Annotated in this window: 16 protein-coding genes, 1 tRNA gene and 1 pseudogene; 3 read left to right on the forward strand and 15 right to left on the reverse strand. The window is 45.5% G+C overall.

Annotated elements, in window-relative coordinates; translation table 11 throughout:
• Positions 1-101: 101 nt before the first annotated feature.
• Positions 102-605 carry a VC2046/SO_2500 family protein gene (locus ATB76_RS17520; RefSeq protein ID WP_042601272.1) on the reverse strand — a complete coding sequence of 168 codons (504 nt, stop codon included), beginning with the start codon at positions 603-605 and terminating at the stop codon, positions 102-104.
• A gap of 156 nt (positions 606-761) precedes the next feature.
• Positions 762-1,346: a superoxide dismutase [Fe] gene (gene sodB, locus ATB76_RS17525; RefSeq protein WP_038881576.1), complete on the reverse strand. Its 585-nt coding sequence runs from the start codon at positions 1,344-1,346 to the stop codon at positions 762-764.
• 242 nt (positions 1,347-1,588) lie between these two features.
• Here sodB and ATB76_RS17530 point away from each other — a divergent pair, with 242 nt between their 5' ends.
• Together ATB76_RS17530 and ATB76_RS17535 are read left to right on the forward strand one after the other, a co-directional pair.
• On the forward strand, positions 1,589-1,924 hold the full coding sequence (locus ATB76_RS17530) for a Grx4 family monothiol glutaredoxin (RefSeq protein ID WP_038869223.1): 336 nt from the start codon (positions 1,589-1,591) through the stop codon (positions 1,922-1,924).
• A 75-nt stretch (positions 1,925-1,999) separates the two neighbouring features.
• On the forward strand, positions 2,000-2,629 hold the full coding sequence (locus ATB76_RS17535) for a DsbA family protein (RefSeq protein ID WP_042601273.1): 630 nt from the start codon (positions 2,000-2,002) through the stop codon (positions 2,627-2,629).
• Positions 2,630-2,735: 106 nt separating this feature from the next.
• Here ATB76_RS17535 and ATB76_RS17540 read toward each other — a convergent pair whose 3' ends face one another.
• Positions 2,736-4,061, reverse strand: coding sequence for a Na+/H+ antiporter family protein (locus ATB76_RS17540; RefSeq protein ID WP_038881580.1), 1,326 nt, complete (start codon positions 4,059-4,061; stop codon positions 2,736-2,738).
• A 28-nt stretch (positions 4,062-4,089) separates the two neighbouring features.
• Entirely contained in the window at positions 4,090-4,734 is a 645-nt protein-coding gene (gene rnt, locus ATB76_RS17545) for a ribonuclease T (protein WP_038869335.1), read from the reverse strand.
• A 307-nt stretch (positions 4,735-5,041) separates the two neighbouring features.
• Here rnt and ATB76_RS17550 point away from each other — a divergent pair, with 307 nt between their 5' ends.
• Entirely contained in the window at positions 5,042-5,923 is an 882-nt protein-coding gene (locus tag ATB76_RS17550) for an OmpA family protein (RefSeq protein ID WP_061035812.1), read from the forward strand.
• 112 nt (positions 5,924-6,035) lie between these two features.
• Here the strand turns inward: ATB76_RS17550 and ATB76_RS17555 are convergent, their stop codons facing one another.
• The 11 genes and pseudogenes from ATB76_RS17555 to ATB76_RS17605 all read right to left on the reverse strand — a co-directional run bounded on the left by ATB76_RS17555 (position 6,036) and on the right by ATB76_RS17605 (position 17,109).
• Positions 6,036-6,470: a DUF2753 domain-containing protein gene (locus ATB76_RS17555; RefSeq protein ID WP_005439686.1), complete on the reverse strand. Its 435-nt coding sequence runs from the start codon at positions 6,468-6,470 to the stop codon at positions 6,036-6,038.
• A gap of 140 nt (positions 6,471-6,610) precedes the next feature.
• Positions 6,611-7,027, reverse strand: a complete 417-nt coding sequence (gene gloA, locus ATB76_RS17560) for a lactoylglutathione lyase (RefSeq protein ID WP_061035813.1) — start codon at positions 7,025-7,027, stop codon at positions 6,611-6,613.
• Between the two features lie 31 nt (positions 7,028-7,058).
• The gene (gene nth, locus ATB76_RS17565) at positions 7,059-7,700 is read right to left on the reverse strand and encodes an endonuclease III (RefSeq protein WP_038881585.1); all 642 of its coding nucleotides are present in this window, start codon (positions 7,698-7,700) and stop codon (positions 7,059-7,061) included.
• Between the two features lie 79 nt (positions 7,701-7,779).
• Positions 7,780-8,472, reverse strand: a complete 693-nt coding sequence (locus ATB76_RS17570; protein ID WP_005439683.1) for an electron transport complex subunit E — start codon at positions 8,470-8,472, stop codon at positions 7,780-7,782.
• On the reverse strand, positions 8,465-9,103 hold the full coding sequence (gene rsxG / locus ATB76_RS17575; protein WP_061035814.1) for an electron transport complex subunit RsxG: 639 nt from the start codon (positions 9,101-9,103) through the stop codon (positions 8,465-8,467). The genes ATB76_RS17570 and rsxG overlap by 8 nt, the downstream gene beginning before the upstream one ends.
• Before the next feature lie 7 nt (positions 9,104-9,110).
• A complete protein-coding gene (rsxD, locus tag ATB76_RS17580; RefSeq protein WP_042601275.1) occupies positions 9,111-10,157 on the reverse strand; it encodes an electron transport complex subunit RsxD in 1,047 nt (348 codons plus the stop codon).
• Entirely contained in the window at positions 10,157-12,883 is a 2,727-nt protein-coding gene (gene rsxC, locus ATB76_RS17585) for an electron transport complex subunit RsxC (protein WP_061035815.1), read from the reverse strand. Before rsxC ends, rsxD begins: the two co-directional genes overlap by 1 nt.
• Before the next feature lie 8 nt (positions 12,884-12,891).
• Positions 12,892-13,485 carry an electron transport complex subunit RsxB gene (rsxB, locus tag ATB76_RS17590; RefSeq protein ID WP_005439677.1) on the reverse strand — a complete coding sequence of 198 codons (594 nt, stop codon included), beginning with the start codon at positions 13,483-13,485 and terminating at the stop codon, positions 12,892-12,894.
• 3 nt (positions 13,486-13,488) lie between these two features.
• Positions 13,489-14,067 (reverse strand): electron transport complex subunit RsxA, encoded by a 579-nt coding sequence (gene rsxA, locus ATB76_RS17595; RefSeq protein WP_061035816.1) that lies wholly within the window; start codon positions 14,065-14,067, stop codon positions 13,489-13,491.
• Positions 14,068-14,379: 312 nt separating this feature from the next.
• Positions 14,380-16,678, reverse strand: a pseudogene (pflB, locus tag ATB76_RS17600) (formate C-acetyltransferase).
• A gap of 355 nt (positions 16,679-17,033) precedes the next feature.
• Positions 17,034-17,109, reverse strand: a tRNA-Asn gene (locus ATB76_RS17605).
• Positions 17,110-17,462: the final 353 nt, after the last annotated feature.

Below are 17,462 nucleotides of genomic sequence, written 5' to 3' on the forward strand. Positions count from 1 at the left end.
TCAAAGTAACGCTTTTGAACCGCAACTATTGTTTGGGAATTTGTAAGGCGTCACATTTCTGACGTGTGCAGAATGCAATCTGTTGGAGTGAACACGGAGCGTTAAGCCTGCGTTTGGATTTGATACTGACGCTGTGCCGTCACTAATTGATTGTAAAGCCCTGCGTCAGGAATCAGTGTTTTGTTACGTTCGCCTAAACTACGGCGCTCATGACCGGAAAGGTTGTGATAGACGTTTTCCGGTAGGTTGAACGTGTCTTGAGGCAAATAGGTTAGTGCATCAGGTTTAAGGTAGTGGCTTAGTTTAGCAGACGGTAAACCCGCATCATGGAATTGCTTTGCTTGCTCTGCAGCTAGCTCGTAACTGCTGCTGTCTGAGCGAAGCGCTTGTGGTTGTGATAAACCAAACTGTTTACGAAGGAGGTCATCGCTTGTAATGACTTCTTGTACTTCTTCAACCGGGACTACATCGCGAACATCATTAGAGAACATAGACAGAATCAGCGAGAAATCAGCGCGGCGACCTTCATGTACAGCATGGTTAATACCATTGCCGAACTGAAGTTCGTTGATGATTACTGCCTTGTCTAAAGTATGGATTTGCATGATGTTCCTCGCTTAATGCACTTTTAACGGCAACGAAGGGAAGAACTTTAGGAAAAAGAGGGGATTAATTGAAAAAATAGGTCGGAGAAGCAATAAAAAAGCCCGCAATAATGCGAGCTTTTAAATATGACTAAATTGAACTTAGGGGGAAGTAAATTACTTCGCTAGGTTCTCAGCTACGAAGTCCCAGTTTACAAGAGCCCAGAAGCCGTTCATGTAATCAGGACGTACGTTGCGGTAATCGATGTAGTACGCGTGTTCCCAAAGGTCAACAGTTAGAAGTGGAGTAGTACCTTCTTCTGTTAGAGGCGTTGCAGCGTTAGAAGTGTTAACGATCTCTAGAGAACCGTCAGCTTTCTTAACTAGCCAAGTCCATGAAGAACCGAAGTTGTTGATTGCTGAATCAGTGAACTTCGCTTTGAATTCTTCGAAAGAACCGAATGCTGCGTTGATTGCTTCAGCAACTGCACCAGTTGGTTCGCCGCCCGCGTTTGGAGCTAGACAGTGCCAGTAGAACGTGTGGTTCCAGATCTGTGCTGCGTTGTTGAATACGCCACCAGTAGAAGTCTTGATGATTTCTTCTAGTGTTTTGCCTTCGAACTCAGTACCAGGGATAAGACCGTTTAGCTTAACTACGTAAGTGTTGTGGTGTTTACCGTGGTGGAAATCTAGAGTTTCAGCAGAGATGTGTGGTTCTAGTGCGTCTTTCGCGTAAGGTAGAGCTGGTAGTTCAAATGCCATTACTCAATTCTCCATAGATATGAAAGGGTTACCTTTCGATTGCTTCCAGTGTTTTTATTTACATGTAGTCTTTACGACTGACTTGAAAAGTATTTTAGCAAGTTTTTACTTTATTAAAACCCCGATATGAAAATATTTTAAGATAAAACCCACAAAGACTTACTAATTATATGGTTTTTATTCTGTGGTTATTGAGTAAAATGTGGCAATAATTAAAGTTCACATCCATGAATGAGGAAGCGATGGAAACTATCGATAAAATCAAACAGCAGATCTCTGAAAACACAATCTTGCTGTACATGAAAGGATCACCGAAACTGCCTAGCTGTGGTTTCTCTTCTCAAGCTGCACAGGCGCTAATGGCTTGTGGCGAGAAGTTCGCTTACGTAGACATTCTACAAAACCCAGACATCCGTGCTGAGCTACCAAAATACGCTCAATGGCCAACATTCCCACAACTATGGATTGAAGGCGAACTGATCGGTGGTTGTGACATCATTTTGGAAATGTTCCAGAAAGGTGAGCTTCAGCCTCTTATCAAAGAAGCGGCAGCACGCGTTGAAGGTGACGCTGAGTAATTCGTAAATACTCAAATTTGGCGATAGAATACAAAGGAGCCGCATTGGCTCCTTTTTCTTTTTTAGGTTAGTGGAATGAACATAAAGCTTTACTACGTACATGACCCAATGTGCAGTTGGTGTTGGGGTTACAAACCAACCATTGAAAAATTGAAACAACAGCTGCCGGGTGTCATTCAGTTTGAGTATGTGGTGGGTGGCCTTGCGCCAGATACTAATCTGCCGATGCCTCCAGAAATGCAACAAAAGATCGAACAAATTTGGAAGCAGATCGAGCGCCAGCTTGGCACCAAGTTCAATTATGATTTCTGGACCTTGTGTACGCCAGTAAGAAGTACATACCAATCATGCCGTGCGGTTATCGCCGCGGGGTTCCAAGATTCTTATGAGCAAATGTTAGAAGCAATTCAGCATGCGTACTACCTGCGAGCTCTTCCTCCTCACGAAGAAGCAACGCACCTGCAATTGGCAAAAGAGATTGGTTTGAACGTTCAACAGTTCAAAAACGATATGGATGGCGCTTTGTTAGAAGGCGTGTTCCAAGATCAGTTGAGTCTTGCAAAAAGCCTTGGTGTGAACGGGTACCCAAGCTTGGTACTGCAAATCAACGATGCTTACTTCCCGATTGAAGTTGATTACCTATCGACTGAGGCGACGCTAAAGCTTATTCGAGAGCGCATCGTTGATAATATGTCCGCTCAATGATTGAATTGAAGCCTCTAAAGCGTTATTCGTAGGTATTCAAATTAACAAAAAGCCGCTCACTCGAGCGGCTTTTTCGTAACGAATTGTATCCATTCAAATGATGCGATTACAGCACCATTGCAGCAATCCAACCGAAGATGATCAGTGGAATGTTGTAGTGGATAAATGTCGGAACAACGGTTTCCCAAATGTGCTCGTGTTGGCCATCCGCATTTAGCCCCGATGTTGGACCTAACGTTGAATCAGAAGCTGGAGAGCCTGCATCACCTAGCGCAGCAGCAGTACCGACTAGTGCGATAGTTGCCATTGGTGAGAAGCCGAACGCTAGTGATAGCGGGACATAGATAGTTGCAAGGATTGGAATCGTAGAGAACGATGAACCAATGCCCATAGTGACCAATAGACCAACGATCAGCATAAGCAGAGCAGCTAGAGGTTTGTTATCGCCGATGCTTGTTGATAGTGATTGTACTAGTGTTTCAACGCCGCCAGTTTGCTTCATTACTGCCGCAAAACCTGCCGCTGCAATCATGATGAAGCCGATCATTGCCATCATGTGTACACCTTTAGTGAACACATCGTGCGTCTCTTTCCATGCGATAACACCACCGAAGGTGAATACCATAAAGCCAGCTAGTGCACCGATGATCATTGAGCCCGTGTATAGCTGTACGCTTAGCGCAGCAAGAATACCCAAGCCAGCAACCAAAATGTGTTTCTTATTTAGCTTCTCTTCAGATTCTTGAACAACGGTCAGTTCAGTTTCTTTGTATTCACGAGGTTTACGGTAGCTAAAGAAGATTGCCGTCAGAAGGCCAAACAACATACCTGCGCCCGGCAACAGCATTGCTGTCGGTACTTGGCTTGCCACGACATCTGTTAGACCATTGTCATGTAAGTTCTTCAATAGGATGTTGTTTAGGAAGATGCCACCAAAACCGATTGGTAGAATCATATAAGGCGTGATCAAACCGAAGGTAAGCACACAAGCGACCAAACGACGGTCCAGCTTCAGCTTAGCGAAAACGCCCAAAAGAGGTGGAATCAAAATTGGAATAAAGGCGATGTGTACCGGAATCACGTTTTGAGATGACATGGTGACAAGGACAAGCACAACCAATACTGCGTATTTAAGACCAGTAGTCGACGCAGAGCTTTCTTTGCCATTTAGGCGCTTGATAACGCTTTTAGCAAGTAGGTCAGTAATCCCCGAGCGAGAAATAGCAACGGCAAATGTACCAAGCATTGCATAGCTTAATGCGATGGTTGCACCGCCGCCGAGTCCGCTTTCAAAGGCAGAAACAGTATCGGTAAGACTCATACCAGCAACAAGGCCACCAACGATGGCACTAAACGTGAGGGCAACCACCACGTTTACGCGCATCAATGCTAACACGAGCATGACGCACACAGATATAACGACAGGATTCATACTTTTCCTAATATGTTGTGTTTATTTATTATTCTTCGCTAACAAGCGGCCAACCGCCTAGGGCCTTCCATTTGTTTACGATGCCGCAGAATAGCTCTGCAGTTTTTTGTGTATCGTAAAGCGCAGAGTGTGCTTCACGATTGTCAAAGTCCATCCCTGCTGTTTTGCATGCTTTAGCCAGAACAGTTTGGCCATAAGCAAGTCCACTTAATGTCGCGGTATCAAAAGTGGCAAATGGATGGAAAGGGACTCTTTTTAGTTTGCAGCGTTCGTTGGCTGCATTCACAAAACTTAAGTCGAAAGCCGCGTTATGTGCCACCATGATTGCACGCGAACAATCTTCTGCTTTTTGCTCTTTACGGATCAACTTATAAATTTCTTTCAGCGCTTCTTGCTCAGAGACAGCACCACGGAGTGGGCTAAAAGGGTCACGAATGCCGTTGAATTCTAGCGCTTCTTTTTCTAAATTCGCGCCTTCAAAAGGTTCGATATGAAAATGAATGGTGGAGGCAGGATGCAAATCGCCGTTTTCATCCATGCTCAACGTTACGGCACAGATTTCTAAAAGTGCATCAGTTTGAGCATTGAAACCTGCGGTCTCAACGTCAACTACCACTGGAAAATAACCACGAAAACGCTTTTTCAGGGTTAGAGCTTCATTTTCTATTGTCATGTTGGCTTATTTTTGTGTGACGAAGGCTGCATTATTGCAGATTCTATCGATGAGAAAAACCGCAATTTGGATAAATGTAGAATTCTGTTTCGTCCGTATTGGGTGAGACTTATAACTAAAAATAAGGGGGAAGGTCACCTGTTATTCTCGTGATGTTATTTCCCATTTTACGCGCTTGCCAAATCGTCCCTTAAGTCCTTCTATCAAGTTGCTATTTTTATGTTGGCGGGATTTTTGCATTCTTTCACGTGTTTTTAATTCAGGCGAATAAGCGGCAATAGAGTGCCGTTTGAGAGATAGTACCTAGATGAATAAATGGCTTGTAACCAGTGGTGTCGCGTTATCTTTACTCAGTGCACATAGTTTTGCATCAATGGGTAAACGCTACGTTGCCACTCCGCAACAGTCACAATGGGAAATGGTGATGAATACGCCATTGGAATGCCAACTTGTGCATCCTATTCCTGGATTTGGTGACGCGGTATTTTCGTCTCGTGCGAGCAAAAAGATCAATTTGGATTTTGAGCTAAAGATGCGTCGTCCTATGGGGGAAACGCGTAACGTTAGTTTGATTTCTATGCCACCACCTTGGCGTCCGGGTGAGAATGCCGATCGAATTACCAACCTGAGGTTCTTCAAACAGTTTGATGGCTATGTTGGTGGGCAAACTGCGTGGGGCATTTTGTCTGAGCTAGAAAAAGGGCGCTACCCAACGTTTAGCTACCAAGATTGGCAGAGCCGTGATCAACGTATTGAAATTGCGTTGTCTTCGGTATTGTTCCAAAGCAAATACAATGCCTTTAGTAACTGTATTGCTAACTTGTTGAAGTACAGTTTCGAAGATATTGCCTTTACGATTCTTCACTATGAACGTCAAGGCGATCAGTTAACCAAAGCGTCGAAGAAGCGTTTGGCTCAAATTGCTGATTATGTTCGTCACAACCAAGATATCGATTTAGTCCTTGTTGCAACCTACACAGATTCAACGGATGGCAAGAGTGCGAGTCAAAGTCTTTCAGAAAGAAGAGCAGAGTCACTTAGAGCGTATTTCGAATCTCTGGGTTTATCGGGTGATCGTATTCAAGTGCAGGGCTACGGCAAGCGTCGACCAATTGCTGATAATGGCTCACCAATTGGTAAAGATAAGAACCGCCGTGTGGTGATTTCGCTAGGACGAACCCAGGTTTAATTGAAATGCTAACCAAATAAAAACGCCAGAGTCAGACTCTGGCGTTTTTATATCACTGTGTTCTTGTTGAAAGTACTTATGCGCTTGTGTTGCTACCTTCATGTCACTTCAGCTAGTTTAAGCGAAATTTAGCAATGATTTCGCAATTCGTAGCCGTATCAATCTTTTCGACTTGTTTTGCAATCGCTGGATTCGGATGTCGTTTCATAAAATCAATCAGTGCTTTTGTACAGCAGCCAATCGAATCAATAAAGCTCGCGCAATCTTTGTTTGGGCACTGAGGAATCAGTGTGAGTACTTTTTCAGATGCGAGTTGCAGATATTTGAGTTCATACTCGGTATCGCCAGCCCAGCGCCAAAATTGAGCGAGGTTATGGCATGAAATCACTGAAATTAGTAAGCGTTCATCAGCTTCTATTTCCACGCATTCGCTAATATCTTCACTCAGGCTAAGGGCTTGCTGGTAATGAAGAATGCTGCGAACAGGGTCATCTAGTTGAAGAGCAGTATCGGCTAGAAGTGTGTGTTTTTCCCATTCACTGATCATTATCGTTTGTCCCACATATCGATGTTGCGAACAAATCTAAACGATAATTATTATCAAGTAAAGGTATTTGTTTATAAATGAGCAGGCAGCTCTCAGATCTGCCTGTCATCTTTTACAGCATTTCAGAATGGGGGCTGGGTTTAGCCCTCTAAACCTGCTGATGCTTGCTTGTTTTGGATCAGCTCGATCATGTAGCCATCAGGGTCTTTCACGAAAGCGATGTGCGTTGTACCGCCTTTTACTGGGCCCGCTTCACGAGTGACATTGCCACCTGCTGCTTTGATTGCGTCACAAGTTGAGTAGATATCGTCTACGCCAATTGCGATATGGCCAAATGCAGAGCCTAAGTCGTACTCGGTTGTACCCCAGTTGTAAGTCAGCTCGATGACGGCACCTTGAGACTCATCACCGTAACTTAAGAATGCTAGCGTGTATTCGTACTCTTTATTTTCATTGGTACGAAGTAGCTGCATGCCCATTACTTCAGTGTAGAACTTGATAGATTTGTCTAGATCACCCACGCGTAGCATGGTGTGAAGAATTCGACCGTTTGACATTATTTGCTCCTAGCGATTGTTTCAGACGGGTTTATTCGTCTGGGTACACTTTTTCTTTGTATTCACAGAGATCTTCAATGATGCAGCTACCACAGCGCGGTTTTCTTGCCACACATGTGTAACGACCATGAAGGATCAGCCAGTGGTGTACATCAAGCTTAAACTCTTTTGGCACCACTTTTAGCAGTTTTTCTTCTACGTCATCGACGGTTTTACCCATCGCAAACTTTGTACGGTTAGAAACACGATAGATGTGTGTGTCCACCGCGATAGTTGGCCAACCGAAGGCGGTATTCAGTACCACGTTAGCGGTTTTACGACCGACACCCGGCAAAGCTTCTAGTGCTGCACGATCTTCTGGTACTTCACTGTTGTGCTTCTCTAGTAAGATCTTACAAGTCTTGATGGTGTTTTCGGCTTTTGAATTAAACAGACCGATGGTTTTGATGTATTCCTTTAAACCATCGACACCCAAATCAAGAATGCCTTGAGGCGTGTTCGCAACAGGGTAGAGCTTGTCTGTTGCCTTGTTTACGCTTACGTCCGTCGCCTGCGCAGAAAGCAGTACGGCGATAAGCAACTCAAACGGCGTGCTCCAGTTGAGCTCTGTCTGAGGATTGGGATTGTTTTCTCGGAGTCGTTCGAGAATTTCAATTCTTTTGACTTTGTTCATTGCTGACTTCCAAACCCGTCTTTGCGGTTTATGAAAAAGGCCCTACGAGTGATAGAGCCTTGATTTTAGAATTCTTGTATTATGCGTTAGTTACGCGGGCGCGCTCAATGGCTGGTTTTTCTTCTTTCGGCTGACGTTCCTGAATTGAGCTGTCGATAACGTTTTTCAACGCAATCAAAAGTCCTACGCCGATAAACGCACCTGGCGGCAATAATGCCAGTAAGAAGCTGCTATCGAAGTGGAAAACTTGAATACGCAGTGCCGCAGCCCAGTCACCCAATAATAGGTCTGCACCATCGAATAAGGTGCCGTTGCCGATAAGTTCACGCATAGCGCCAAGTACAACTAATACGGTTGTCATACCAAGACCCATCCAGAAACCATCCAATGCTGCTGGTAATGGATCATTCTTCGATGCGTAAGCTTCCGCACGGCCGATGATAATACAGTTGGTTACGATCAATGGGATGAAGATACCCAGAGATAGATACAGTCCGTAGGCATAAGCGTTCATCAAGAGTTGAACACAAGTTACCAAGGCTGCGATGATCATAACGAAAACCGGAATACGGATTTCTTTTGGTACGTAGTTACGAATCAGTGAAACCGTCAGGTTAGAGCCGACAAGCACCAACAAAGTCGCAATACCTAGACCAAGGGCGTTGGTAATGGTCGAAGAAACCGCAAGTAGAGGACACAAACCCAGAAGTTGCACTAGGGCAGGGTTGTTGCTCCACATGCCGTTTTTCATTAGCAGTTTATTTTCACTCATGGTTGCCTCCTGCGCAGTCTAGGGGCTGATTCAGAATCTCATCACGAGACTTATTTACGTAGTTTACTGTGTTTCTCACCGCTTTCACTACCGCACGAGGGGTAATGGTTGCGCCAGTAAACTGATCGAAATCGCCACCATCTTTACGAACTCGCCAAGAATTCCAGTTACTTTCTGTCACTTGCTTACCGGTGAAGCTCAAGATCCAATCCGTAACGCGTAAATCAATTTTATCACCCAATCCAGGCGTTTCTTGATGGCTTAGGATACGAGTACCAAGGATCTTGCCTTGGTTATCGATGCCGGTGATGATTTTGATTTCACCGTTGTAGCCATCTGGTGCGATAGACTCAATTGCCATTGCCGTTGGTTGACCATCTTTGGTGGCAATGTAAGCTGGCATCGAGCGAACCGTACCTAGATCGGGTGCAGATACCATAGTACATGCCGCGACAAGGTTGTTGTCATGCATTTCTTCCGGAATCACTTGGTTAAGAACCGACAGCAATTGCTTTTGTTCCTGAAGCTTAATTTGATCTTTTGTTAGGTACTGAGTCAGTGCCACAAGACCGGTTGTTGCACAGGCGAAGATCGCCAATGTCAGACCATTTTTTCTAATAGCGGTTAACATGTTTACCTCAGTGACCGTAAGTTCTTGGTTTGGTGTAGTAGTCGATCAACGGTACACACATATTGGCAAGCAGAACGGCGAACGCAACGCCATCTGGGAAGCCACCCCAACTACGAATAATGAATACCAACGCGCCGATGAGAGCGCCGAAAATCAAGCGACCTTTCACAGTAGTTGACGCTGAAACAGGGTCGGTAGCGATAAAGAACGCGCCTAACATCGTTGCACCTGAAAGTAGGTGGAAGATTGGTGATGCGGTTTCTCCCGGCATGATCAAGCTAAACACGGTGCTAAACAGTGCCAAACTACCTAGGAAACCAACAGGAATGTACCATTGGATGATGCGCTTTTTGATCATCACTAGGCCACCAACCAAGTAAGCTAGGTTTACCCATTGCCAACCGATACCCGCAAGTCCGCCAAACATTGGTTGTGATAGCACCTCATTTGGCGTAGCACCAGTATGAATACCAGTTTTGAATGCATCTAATGGGGTTGCCATTGTTACGCCATCCACACCAGCGCGAACTTGTTGCAGTGACAAACCATCAAAGTCATAGCCAGTGAAGATCAGAGACAACGCGTCTGCAAAAGTCACGTGCTCAGACATCAATGAAACAGGCGCGCTCCAACTTGTCATTTGGACAGGGAAGGAGATAAGCAATACGACGTAAGCGACCATCGCTGGGTTAAATAGGTTTTGGCCAATACCACCGTATAAGTGCTTTGCAATAACGATGGCAAAAATCAAACCGATAACCATGATCCACCAAGGAGACCATGGTGGGATTGCCACAGCTAATAGCCAGGCTGTCACGATGGCACTGTTATCACGCAGCGCACGCATTGGAGAACGTTTACGCACAAGCATGACTAATGCTTCAAGTGACACTGCGACCGCAATAGCGAACACAAGTTGAATGATGGTGCCCCAACCAAAGAAATAGGTTTGAGCCACTAAGCCAGGAATAGCGCACAGTGCTACCCATTTCATCAAATCAGGCGTGCTGCGACGGCTGTGAGCGTGTGGTGAACTGGCAATAAAAAACGACATTACTCGTTCTCCTCAGTATTGTTCTTATTCGCTTCTTGCTGAGCTTTACGTGCTTTAGCGCGAGCAATGGCAGCGGCAACAGCAGCTTTCTTCGGATCCACTTCTGGTTCTTCAGAAGGTGTTTCTTCAACAGATTCTGTTTGTGCTTCTTGCTGAGCTTTACGTGCTTTGGCACGAGCAATGGCAGCGGCAACCGCGGCTTTCTTTGGATCCATTTCTGGCTCTTCAGAAGGCGTTTCTTCAACAGATTCTGTTTGTGCTTCCTGCTTCGTTTTACGTGCTTTAGCGCGAGCAATGGCAGCGGCAACCGCGGCTTTCTTTGGATCCACTTCTGGCTCTTCAGAAGGTGTCTCTTCAATAGACTCTGTTTGTGCTTCCTGCTTCGCTTTACGTGCCTTAGCACGAGCAATAGCTGCGGCAACCGCGGCTTTCTTCGGATCCACTTCTGGCTCTTCAGAAGGCGTTTCTTCAACAGATTCTGTTTGTGCTTCTTGCTGAGCTTTGCGTGCTTTAGCACGAGCAATGGCAGCAGCAACAGAAGCTTTCTTTGGATCTTCTGCTTGTTCTGCAGGCGCATCCGTTTCTGCAGATTCAGTAGAACCGTCTTGCTGAGTTTTACGTGCCTTAGCGCGAGCAATAGCAGCGGCAACTGCAGCTTTCTTTGGATCTTCAGATTGTTCTGCTGGTGTTTCCGCTTCTGCAGATTCCGTAGAGTCTTCTTGCTGAGCTTTGCGCGCTTTTGCACGAGCAATGGCTGCGGCAACAGCGGCTTTCTTCGGATCTTCCGCTTGCTCTGTAGGCGCTTCAGCTTCTACAGATTCGGTTGAATCTTCTTGTTGTGCTTTTTTCGCTTTAGCTCTGGCGATAGCTGCCGCGACGGCTGCTTTCTTGTCACCAGATTCAGCAGGTGTTGATGCGTCTGCTTGTTGAGCTTTCTTCGCCTTAGCACGGGCAATCGCTGCTGCAACCGCTGACTTCTTGTCGTCAGCATTATCCGTGGATGCGTCGCCTTGTTCTTTTTGCGCTTTGCGTTCGCGAGCAAGACGTTTGCGTTCTTCGCGTAGCTTAGCCATTTCTGAGTTATCAGGCTCAGCTGCACCAGATTGAGCTGCTGCAGCTTGTTTCGCTTTCGCTTTGGCAATCGCGGCTGCAACCGCAGGTTTCACTGCTGGCTCGGCTTTCGCTTCAGTATTCTCTTTCTGTGCTTTCACGCGAGCGATGGCTGCAGCAATCGCATCGTCACCGCCAGAGGCTTTCATGTCTTTACGACGATCATCCGCGGCTTTCTTAAAGCGATTTTCACGTTCTGCTTTTTCGCGTTCCATACGCGCTTTCTTCTCTTCAAAGCGCAGCTTAGCTCGTTCAGCTGCTGCCGCTTCTTGAGCGCGTGTACGGATTTCAGCTTTCGCTTGACGATAGTATTGAACCAGTGGAATTTCACTTGGGCACACAAACGCGCACGCGCCACATTCAATACAGTCTTTTAAGTTCAGCTCTTCGAGCTTTTCGTATTCTTGGCTTTTTGCATACCACTGAAGCTGCTGTGGCAATAGCGATGCAGGGCACGCTTCCGCACATTGGCTACAACGGATACATTCCATTTCGTATTGGTCAGAAGCGATCTCTCGACGCTTCGGTGCCAGAATACAGTTTGCCGTTTTAGTGATAGGAACCTGAGCGTGGGGGAGGGTAAAGCCCATCATTGGACCACCCATGATCAGGCGCTGCAGTTTCTTATCTGCTTTGTAGCCAAACTCGTCTAACAGTGCTTGTACTGGCGTACCAAGTAGCGTCCAAACGTTACGTGGTTGCTTGAAGGTCTTACCCGTCAGAGTCACGATGCGATTTACTACAGGTTCGCCATCGATCACTGCACGTTTAATTGAGTAGAGAGAACCAACGTTTTGAACCAGGATGCCAATATCCGCAGGGATAGCGCCGCTAGGAACTTCTTTGTTGGTCAAAATCTTGATGAGCTGCTTCTCACCACCAGAAGGGTATTTGGTTGGGATAACGCGGATCACGATGTCTTTGTTCATCGCCGCTTGTTCCAGCGCTTTGATTGCTGCTGGCTTGTTATCTTCAATACCAATGATGGTCAGTTTTGGCTTAAGGATATGCTCGACGATCTCGATACCTTGAATCAGTTCGCCCGCATGTTCCTGCATGAGTTTGTCATCGGCGGTGATGTAAGGCTCACATTCTGCCGCGTTAACGATAAGAATTTCGGTACGTGCAATACCCGATTGGATCTTCTTAGCTGTTGGGAAGCCTGCGCCACCCATGCCAGAGATACCAGCAAGACGGATCACGTCGATCAATGCATCAGCGGATTCTTGGGTGTAATCGGCTACTGGCGTTTTCTCACACCAAGTATCGTTACCATCTGGCGTAATCACTGCGCACAGTTCGCTTAAACCTGATGGGTGAGCGACGGTTCGTGGCTCAATAGCTGTTACTTGTCCAGAAGTTGGTGCATGAACAGGAACGGTGAAACCACTGTCTGACGCCGTTAGCTGTTGACCTTTCAACACTGTGTCACCAACAGCAATCAATAGATTACCTGCTTTACCGATGTGTTGTTTTAAAGGTAGGACGATTTCCGACGGAATGGCGGCATGAACCAATTCAGTTTTGTTGGATTGCTTTTTGTTTTCTGCCGGATGCACGCCGCCTGGGAAATCCCATAGCGAACCAGTACGAATTTGTTCAATCAAAGACAACATACGAAACCTTATTTAATTGAATCAGTCACGTTCGCTGCGTTGGCAGCATCCGTAATGTTAACCACTGGAATAGCGTTAAGCTTCCACTTCCAGCTCTCTGTGGTAGTTTCCACAGGAATCATTTCAATACAGTCAGTTGGACAAGGCGCAACGCACAAGTCACAACCGGTACACTCGTCTTTGATAACGGTATGAAGGGCTTTAGTTCCACCAACAATCGCATCGACAGGACACGCTTGAATACACTTGGTACAACCGATACACATGTCTTCATGAATGAAAGCAACGGTTTTGACTTTGCTGTCGAGATCGTGTGCCGACTCTTCCGCTTCAACGCCCATTAGGTCCGCCAGTTTTTCAATGGTTGCTTGACCACCTGGAGGACATTTATTGATTTTATCGCCATTCGCGATTGCTTCTGCGTATGGACGACAACCCGGGTAGCCACATTGGCCACACTGAGTTTGAGGAAGAATAGAATCGATTTGATCGACAATCGGGTCCGCTTCGACTTTGAAGCGAATCGATGCAAAACCAAGTATGGCCCCAAATACAGCGGCGAGGGCAGCAAGAGCGATGATCGCAATTAAAATCGTACTCATCGTTTACTTCACCAAACCTGTAAAGCCCATAAAGGCAAGAGACATCAGGCCTGCGGTGATCATCGCAATCGATGCGCCTTTAAATGGCATAGGTACGTCAGCAGCGGCAATACGTTCACGCATTGACGCAAATAGGATCAGTACCAAAGAGAAGCCAACCGCTGCGCCAAAACCGTAAATGATCGATTCGATAAAGTTGTGGTTCTCGTTGATGTTGAGTAGAGCAACACCTAGAACCGCACAGTTCGTTGTGATCAGAGGTAGGAAGATACCCAACAGACGATACAGCGTTGGGCTGGTTTTGTGCACGACCATTTCAGTGAACTGTACAACAACAGCGATCACCAAAATAAAGCTCATGGTTCGTAAATATTCGATGCCCAGTGGACGCAGAACATAGCTTTCCACCAAGTATGCACACACAGACGCGAGCGTTAGTACAAAAGTTGTAGCTAAGCCCATGCCAATTGCTGTTTCCAGTTTTTTAGACACGCCCATAAAAGGACACAAGCCTAAAAACTTCACCAGTACAAAGTTGTTCACCAGCACAGTGCCGACCAACAACAAAATATATTCGGTCATAGTTATTACGTTCTTAAAATCCGATCCCAATATTATCGTGTTTTGTGACACCAATAACAACCAGAGAACGGTGTGGTTTTATGCGCCCGATGGAAAATTATACGTGTATGTGATGTGAGCAGATGAATTAATAAGAAATTGAAAAGTTTGGTGAATGGTTGTTAACAAAGAAAAACGCAATTTCCGCCACTGATTTAACGCACGCGTTGTTGATGATTTTGGTATCACTTCGTGTGGTTAGCTAGAAACGACAAAAGCTCATCCCCCTAATGAGTTAGAGGTATGAGCTTTGATTATTTTACAATCTCGCGATTACAGTTTTTCTGTAAAAGTTCGGCTGATCACGTCTTGTTGTTGCTCTCGAGTTAGCGAGTTAAAACGTACCGCGTAACCTGATACTCGAATCGTCAACTGAGGGTATTTCTCTGGGTGTTCAACCGCATCCAATAACATCTCTCGGTTCAGAACGTTGACGTTAAGGTGTTGACCACCTTCAATCGCAATGCCCTCGTTGCTTGCTTCGTGATGGAAGTAACCATCCATTAGCGCGGCTAGGTTTTTCTTCTGACTCAAGTCATCTTTACCCAGCGCGTTAGGCACAATTGAGAAGGTGTAAGAAATACCATCTTTTGCGTAAGCAAACGGCAGTTTAGATACCGATGCCAAAGACGCAACCGCACCTTTTTCATCACGACCGTGCATTGGGTTTGCACCCGGGCCAAAAGGCATACCTGCGCGACGGCCATCTGGTGTATTACCCGTTTTTTTGCCGTAAACCACGTTAGATGTGATCGTTAGGATCGATTGAGTTGGTACTGCTTCGCGGTAGGTATGCATCTTCTGAATTTTCTTCATGAAGCGCTCAACCAGATCACAAGCGATGTCATCAACACGGGCATCGTTGTTGCCAAATTTTGGATAATCACCTTCGATTTCAAAATCAACGGCGATGCCATCTTCATCACGAACTGGCTTCACGGTCGCGTATTTAATGGCCGCCAAAGAGTCAGCGACAACAGACAGACCTGCAATACCACATGCCATAGTGCGGTGCACGTCGCGATCCATCAATGCCATCAGTGATGCTTCGTAGCTGTAACGGTCATGCGAGTAATGGATGATGTTCAACGCTGTGACGTATTGCGTTGCTAGCCATTCTAACATGTTGTCGAAGCGTGGCATCAAAGCGTCAAAGTCGAGAATTTCATCTTGAACTTTGTCCACTAGCGGACCAACTTGCGCTTTCGATTTTTCATCGATACCACCGTTGATGGTGTACAGAAGCGCTTTTGCAAGGTTGGCACGTGCGCCAAAGAACTGCATGTGCTGACCAACAATCTGCGGGCTCACACAACATGCAATCGCGTAGTCGTCATTGTCGAAATCAGGACGCATTAGATCGTCGTTTTCGTATTGAACAGAAGAGGTATCAATCGATACTTTTGCAGCGTATTGTTTGAACGCTTCAGGCAATTGCTCTGACCAAAGAATCGTCATGTTTGGTTCAGGAGCAGGGACCCATAGTGTGGAGCGTATGTAAGTATCGGAATGTCGTTTTAGATACTAGTGTACGGCCATCAACCCCCATACCTGCCATTGCTTCTGTTGCCCAGATTGGGTCGCCAGAGAACAATGAATCGTATTCTGGTGTACGAAGGAAGCGAACCATGCGCAGTTTCATGATGAAGTGGTCGATCATCTCTTGCGCTTGCGATTCATCAATCAAGCTATTTGCGATATCACGTTCTAGGTAAACATCTAGGAAAGTTGATGTACGACCCAATGACATTGCTGCGCCATTTTGAGACTTAACTGCCGCCAAGTAACCAAAGTAGGTAAATTGAATCGCTTCTTGCGCTGTTTTTGCAGGTAGCGACATATCAATTCCGTATTTCAAACCCATTTGACGAATGTCTTCAAGTGCTTGAACTTGGTCTGCAATTTCTTCACGTAGACGAAGCGTTTTCTCAAGATCGCCACCGCGCTCTAGGAACGTTTGTGTCGAGTTGTATTGCTCTTTTTTGTCCGCTTTTAAGAAGTCGATACCGTAAAGGGCGATACGGCGGTAGTCACCAATGATACGACCACGGCCATAGGCATCAGGAAGGCCAGTGATGATGCCTGATTTACGACACGCTAGGATTTCTTTGGTGTAAAGGTCGAAACACGCTTTGTTGTGAGTTTTACGGTACTCAGTGAAGATCTTTTCGACTGTTGGATCCAATTCGCGGCCATAAACTTCGCACGAGTTTTTCACCATGCGAATACCACCATTAGCGATGATTGCACGTTTTAGAGGCTGATCGGTTTGTAAGCCAACGATCTTTTCCAGATCTTTGTTGATGTAACCCGCATCGTGAGAAGTAATCGTTGATGGCAGATCGGTATCGAAATCAACAGGAGCGTGTGTGCGGCTTTCTTGTTTAATGCCTTCAAGCACTTGGTTCCATAATGCTGAAGTGGATGCGCTAACCTCGGCTAAGAAGGACTCGTCTCCCTCATAGGGTGTGTAGTTTTTTTGGATGAAGTCACGAGTGTTGACAGAGTTTTGCCACTCACCAGCAGCGAATCCAGCCCATGCGTCTAGCATATCAGTCGTCGGAATAGTCATAAGTAAATCCCTAAGTTATTGATAAATAGAATGGAGGCGACGAGTAGGACGGAACCATTCTTAACCCTGTCAATCGTATGGATTTAATCTGTATGAGTAAAATGAATGCTTTTCATTTTTTTAATGATTATTTTGCATTTGCTTAAAAATCAATGGTTTAATTTTGGTTTAAGGCCAAAAAGAAGAAATAAATCTCTAAGAATAGAAAATAAAGGCGGAATTTAAAAAGGAACGTTGCGCTAGAGTTAGTGAAGACGGTACTGGCAACGAGATGCTCTGAGGCGTTTATTGGTGCTGAGCCGTTGAATTTAGATACGAAAAAAGCCCAGTTTTTCAACTGGGCTTTTCGGGAATTTGGCTCCTCCTGCTGGGCTCGAACCAGCGACCTGCGGATTAACAGTCCGTCGCTCTACCAACTGAGCTAAGGAGGAATTGCTTTGCTTGAAAGCGGGACGAATCTTACCGAGCACCCACAAAGCTGTCAACACCCAAAAAACACATTTTGAGCAAAAAAGTTAGTTTTTACATCTTTACTTTTTTGTACTCCTTGCCAGTAAAGGGCTGGAGTTAGTTATCCACCAAAATTGTGGATAACTATGTTGATGAGATCTGAGTAAAGATCATTGTTATGCAACTGGGTGTGTTTTGTGTGAATTTTTACGCGAGAATATTCACTGATTAGTCAAGTAAAACAGTGATTTATTAAATTTGCTATGAAATCAATTAAAGTGGATAAAATTTACACTTTTGGGGATAAAAGATGATTTTTGTGTTTTTTGGGGAA

Source organism: Vibrio sp. MOR3 (genome assembly GCF_001557775.1).
Lineage (GTDB): Bacteria > Pseudomonadota > Gammaproteobacteria > Enterobacterales > Vibrionaceae > Vibrio > Vibrio jasicida.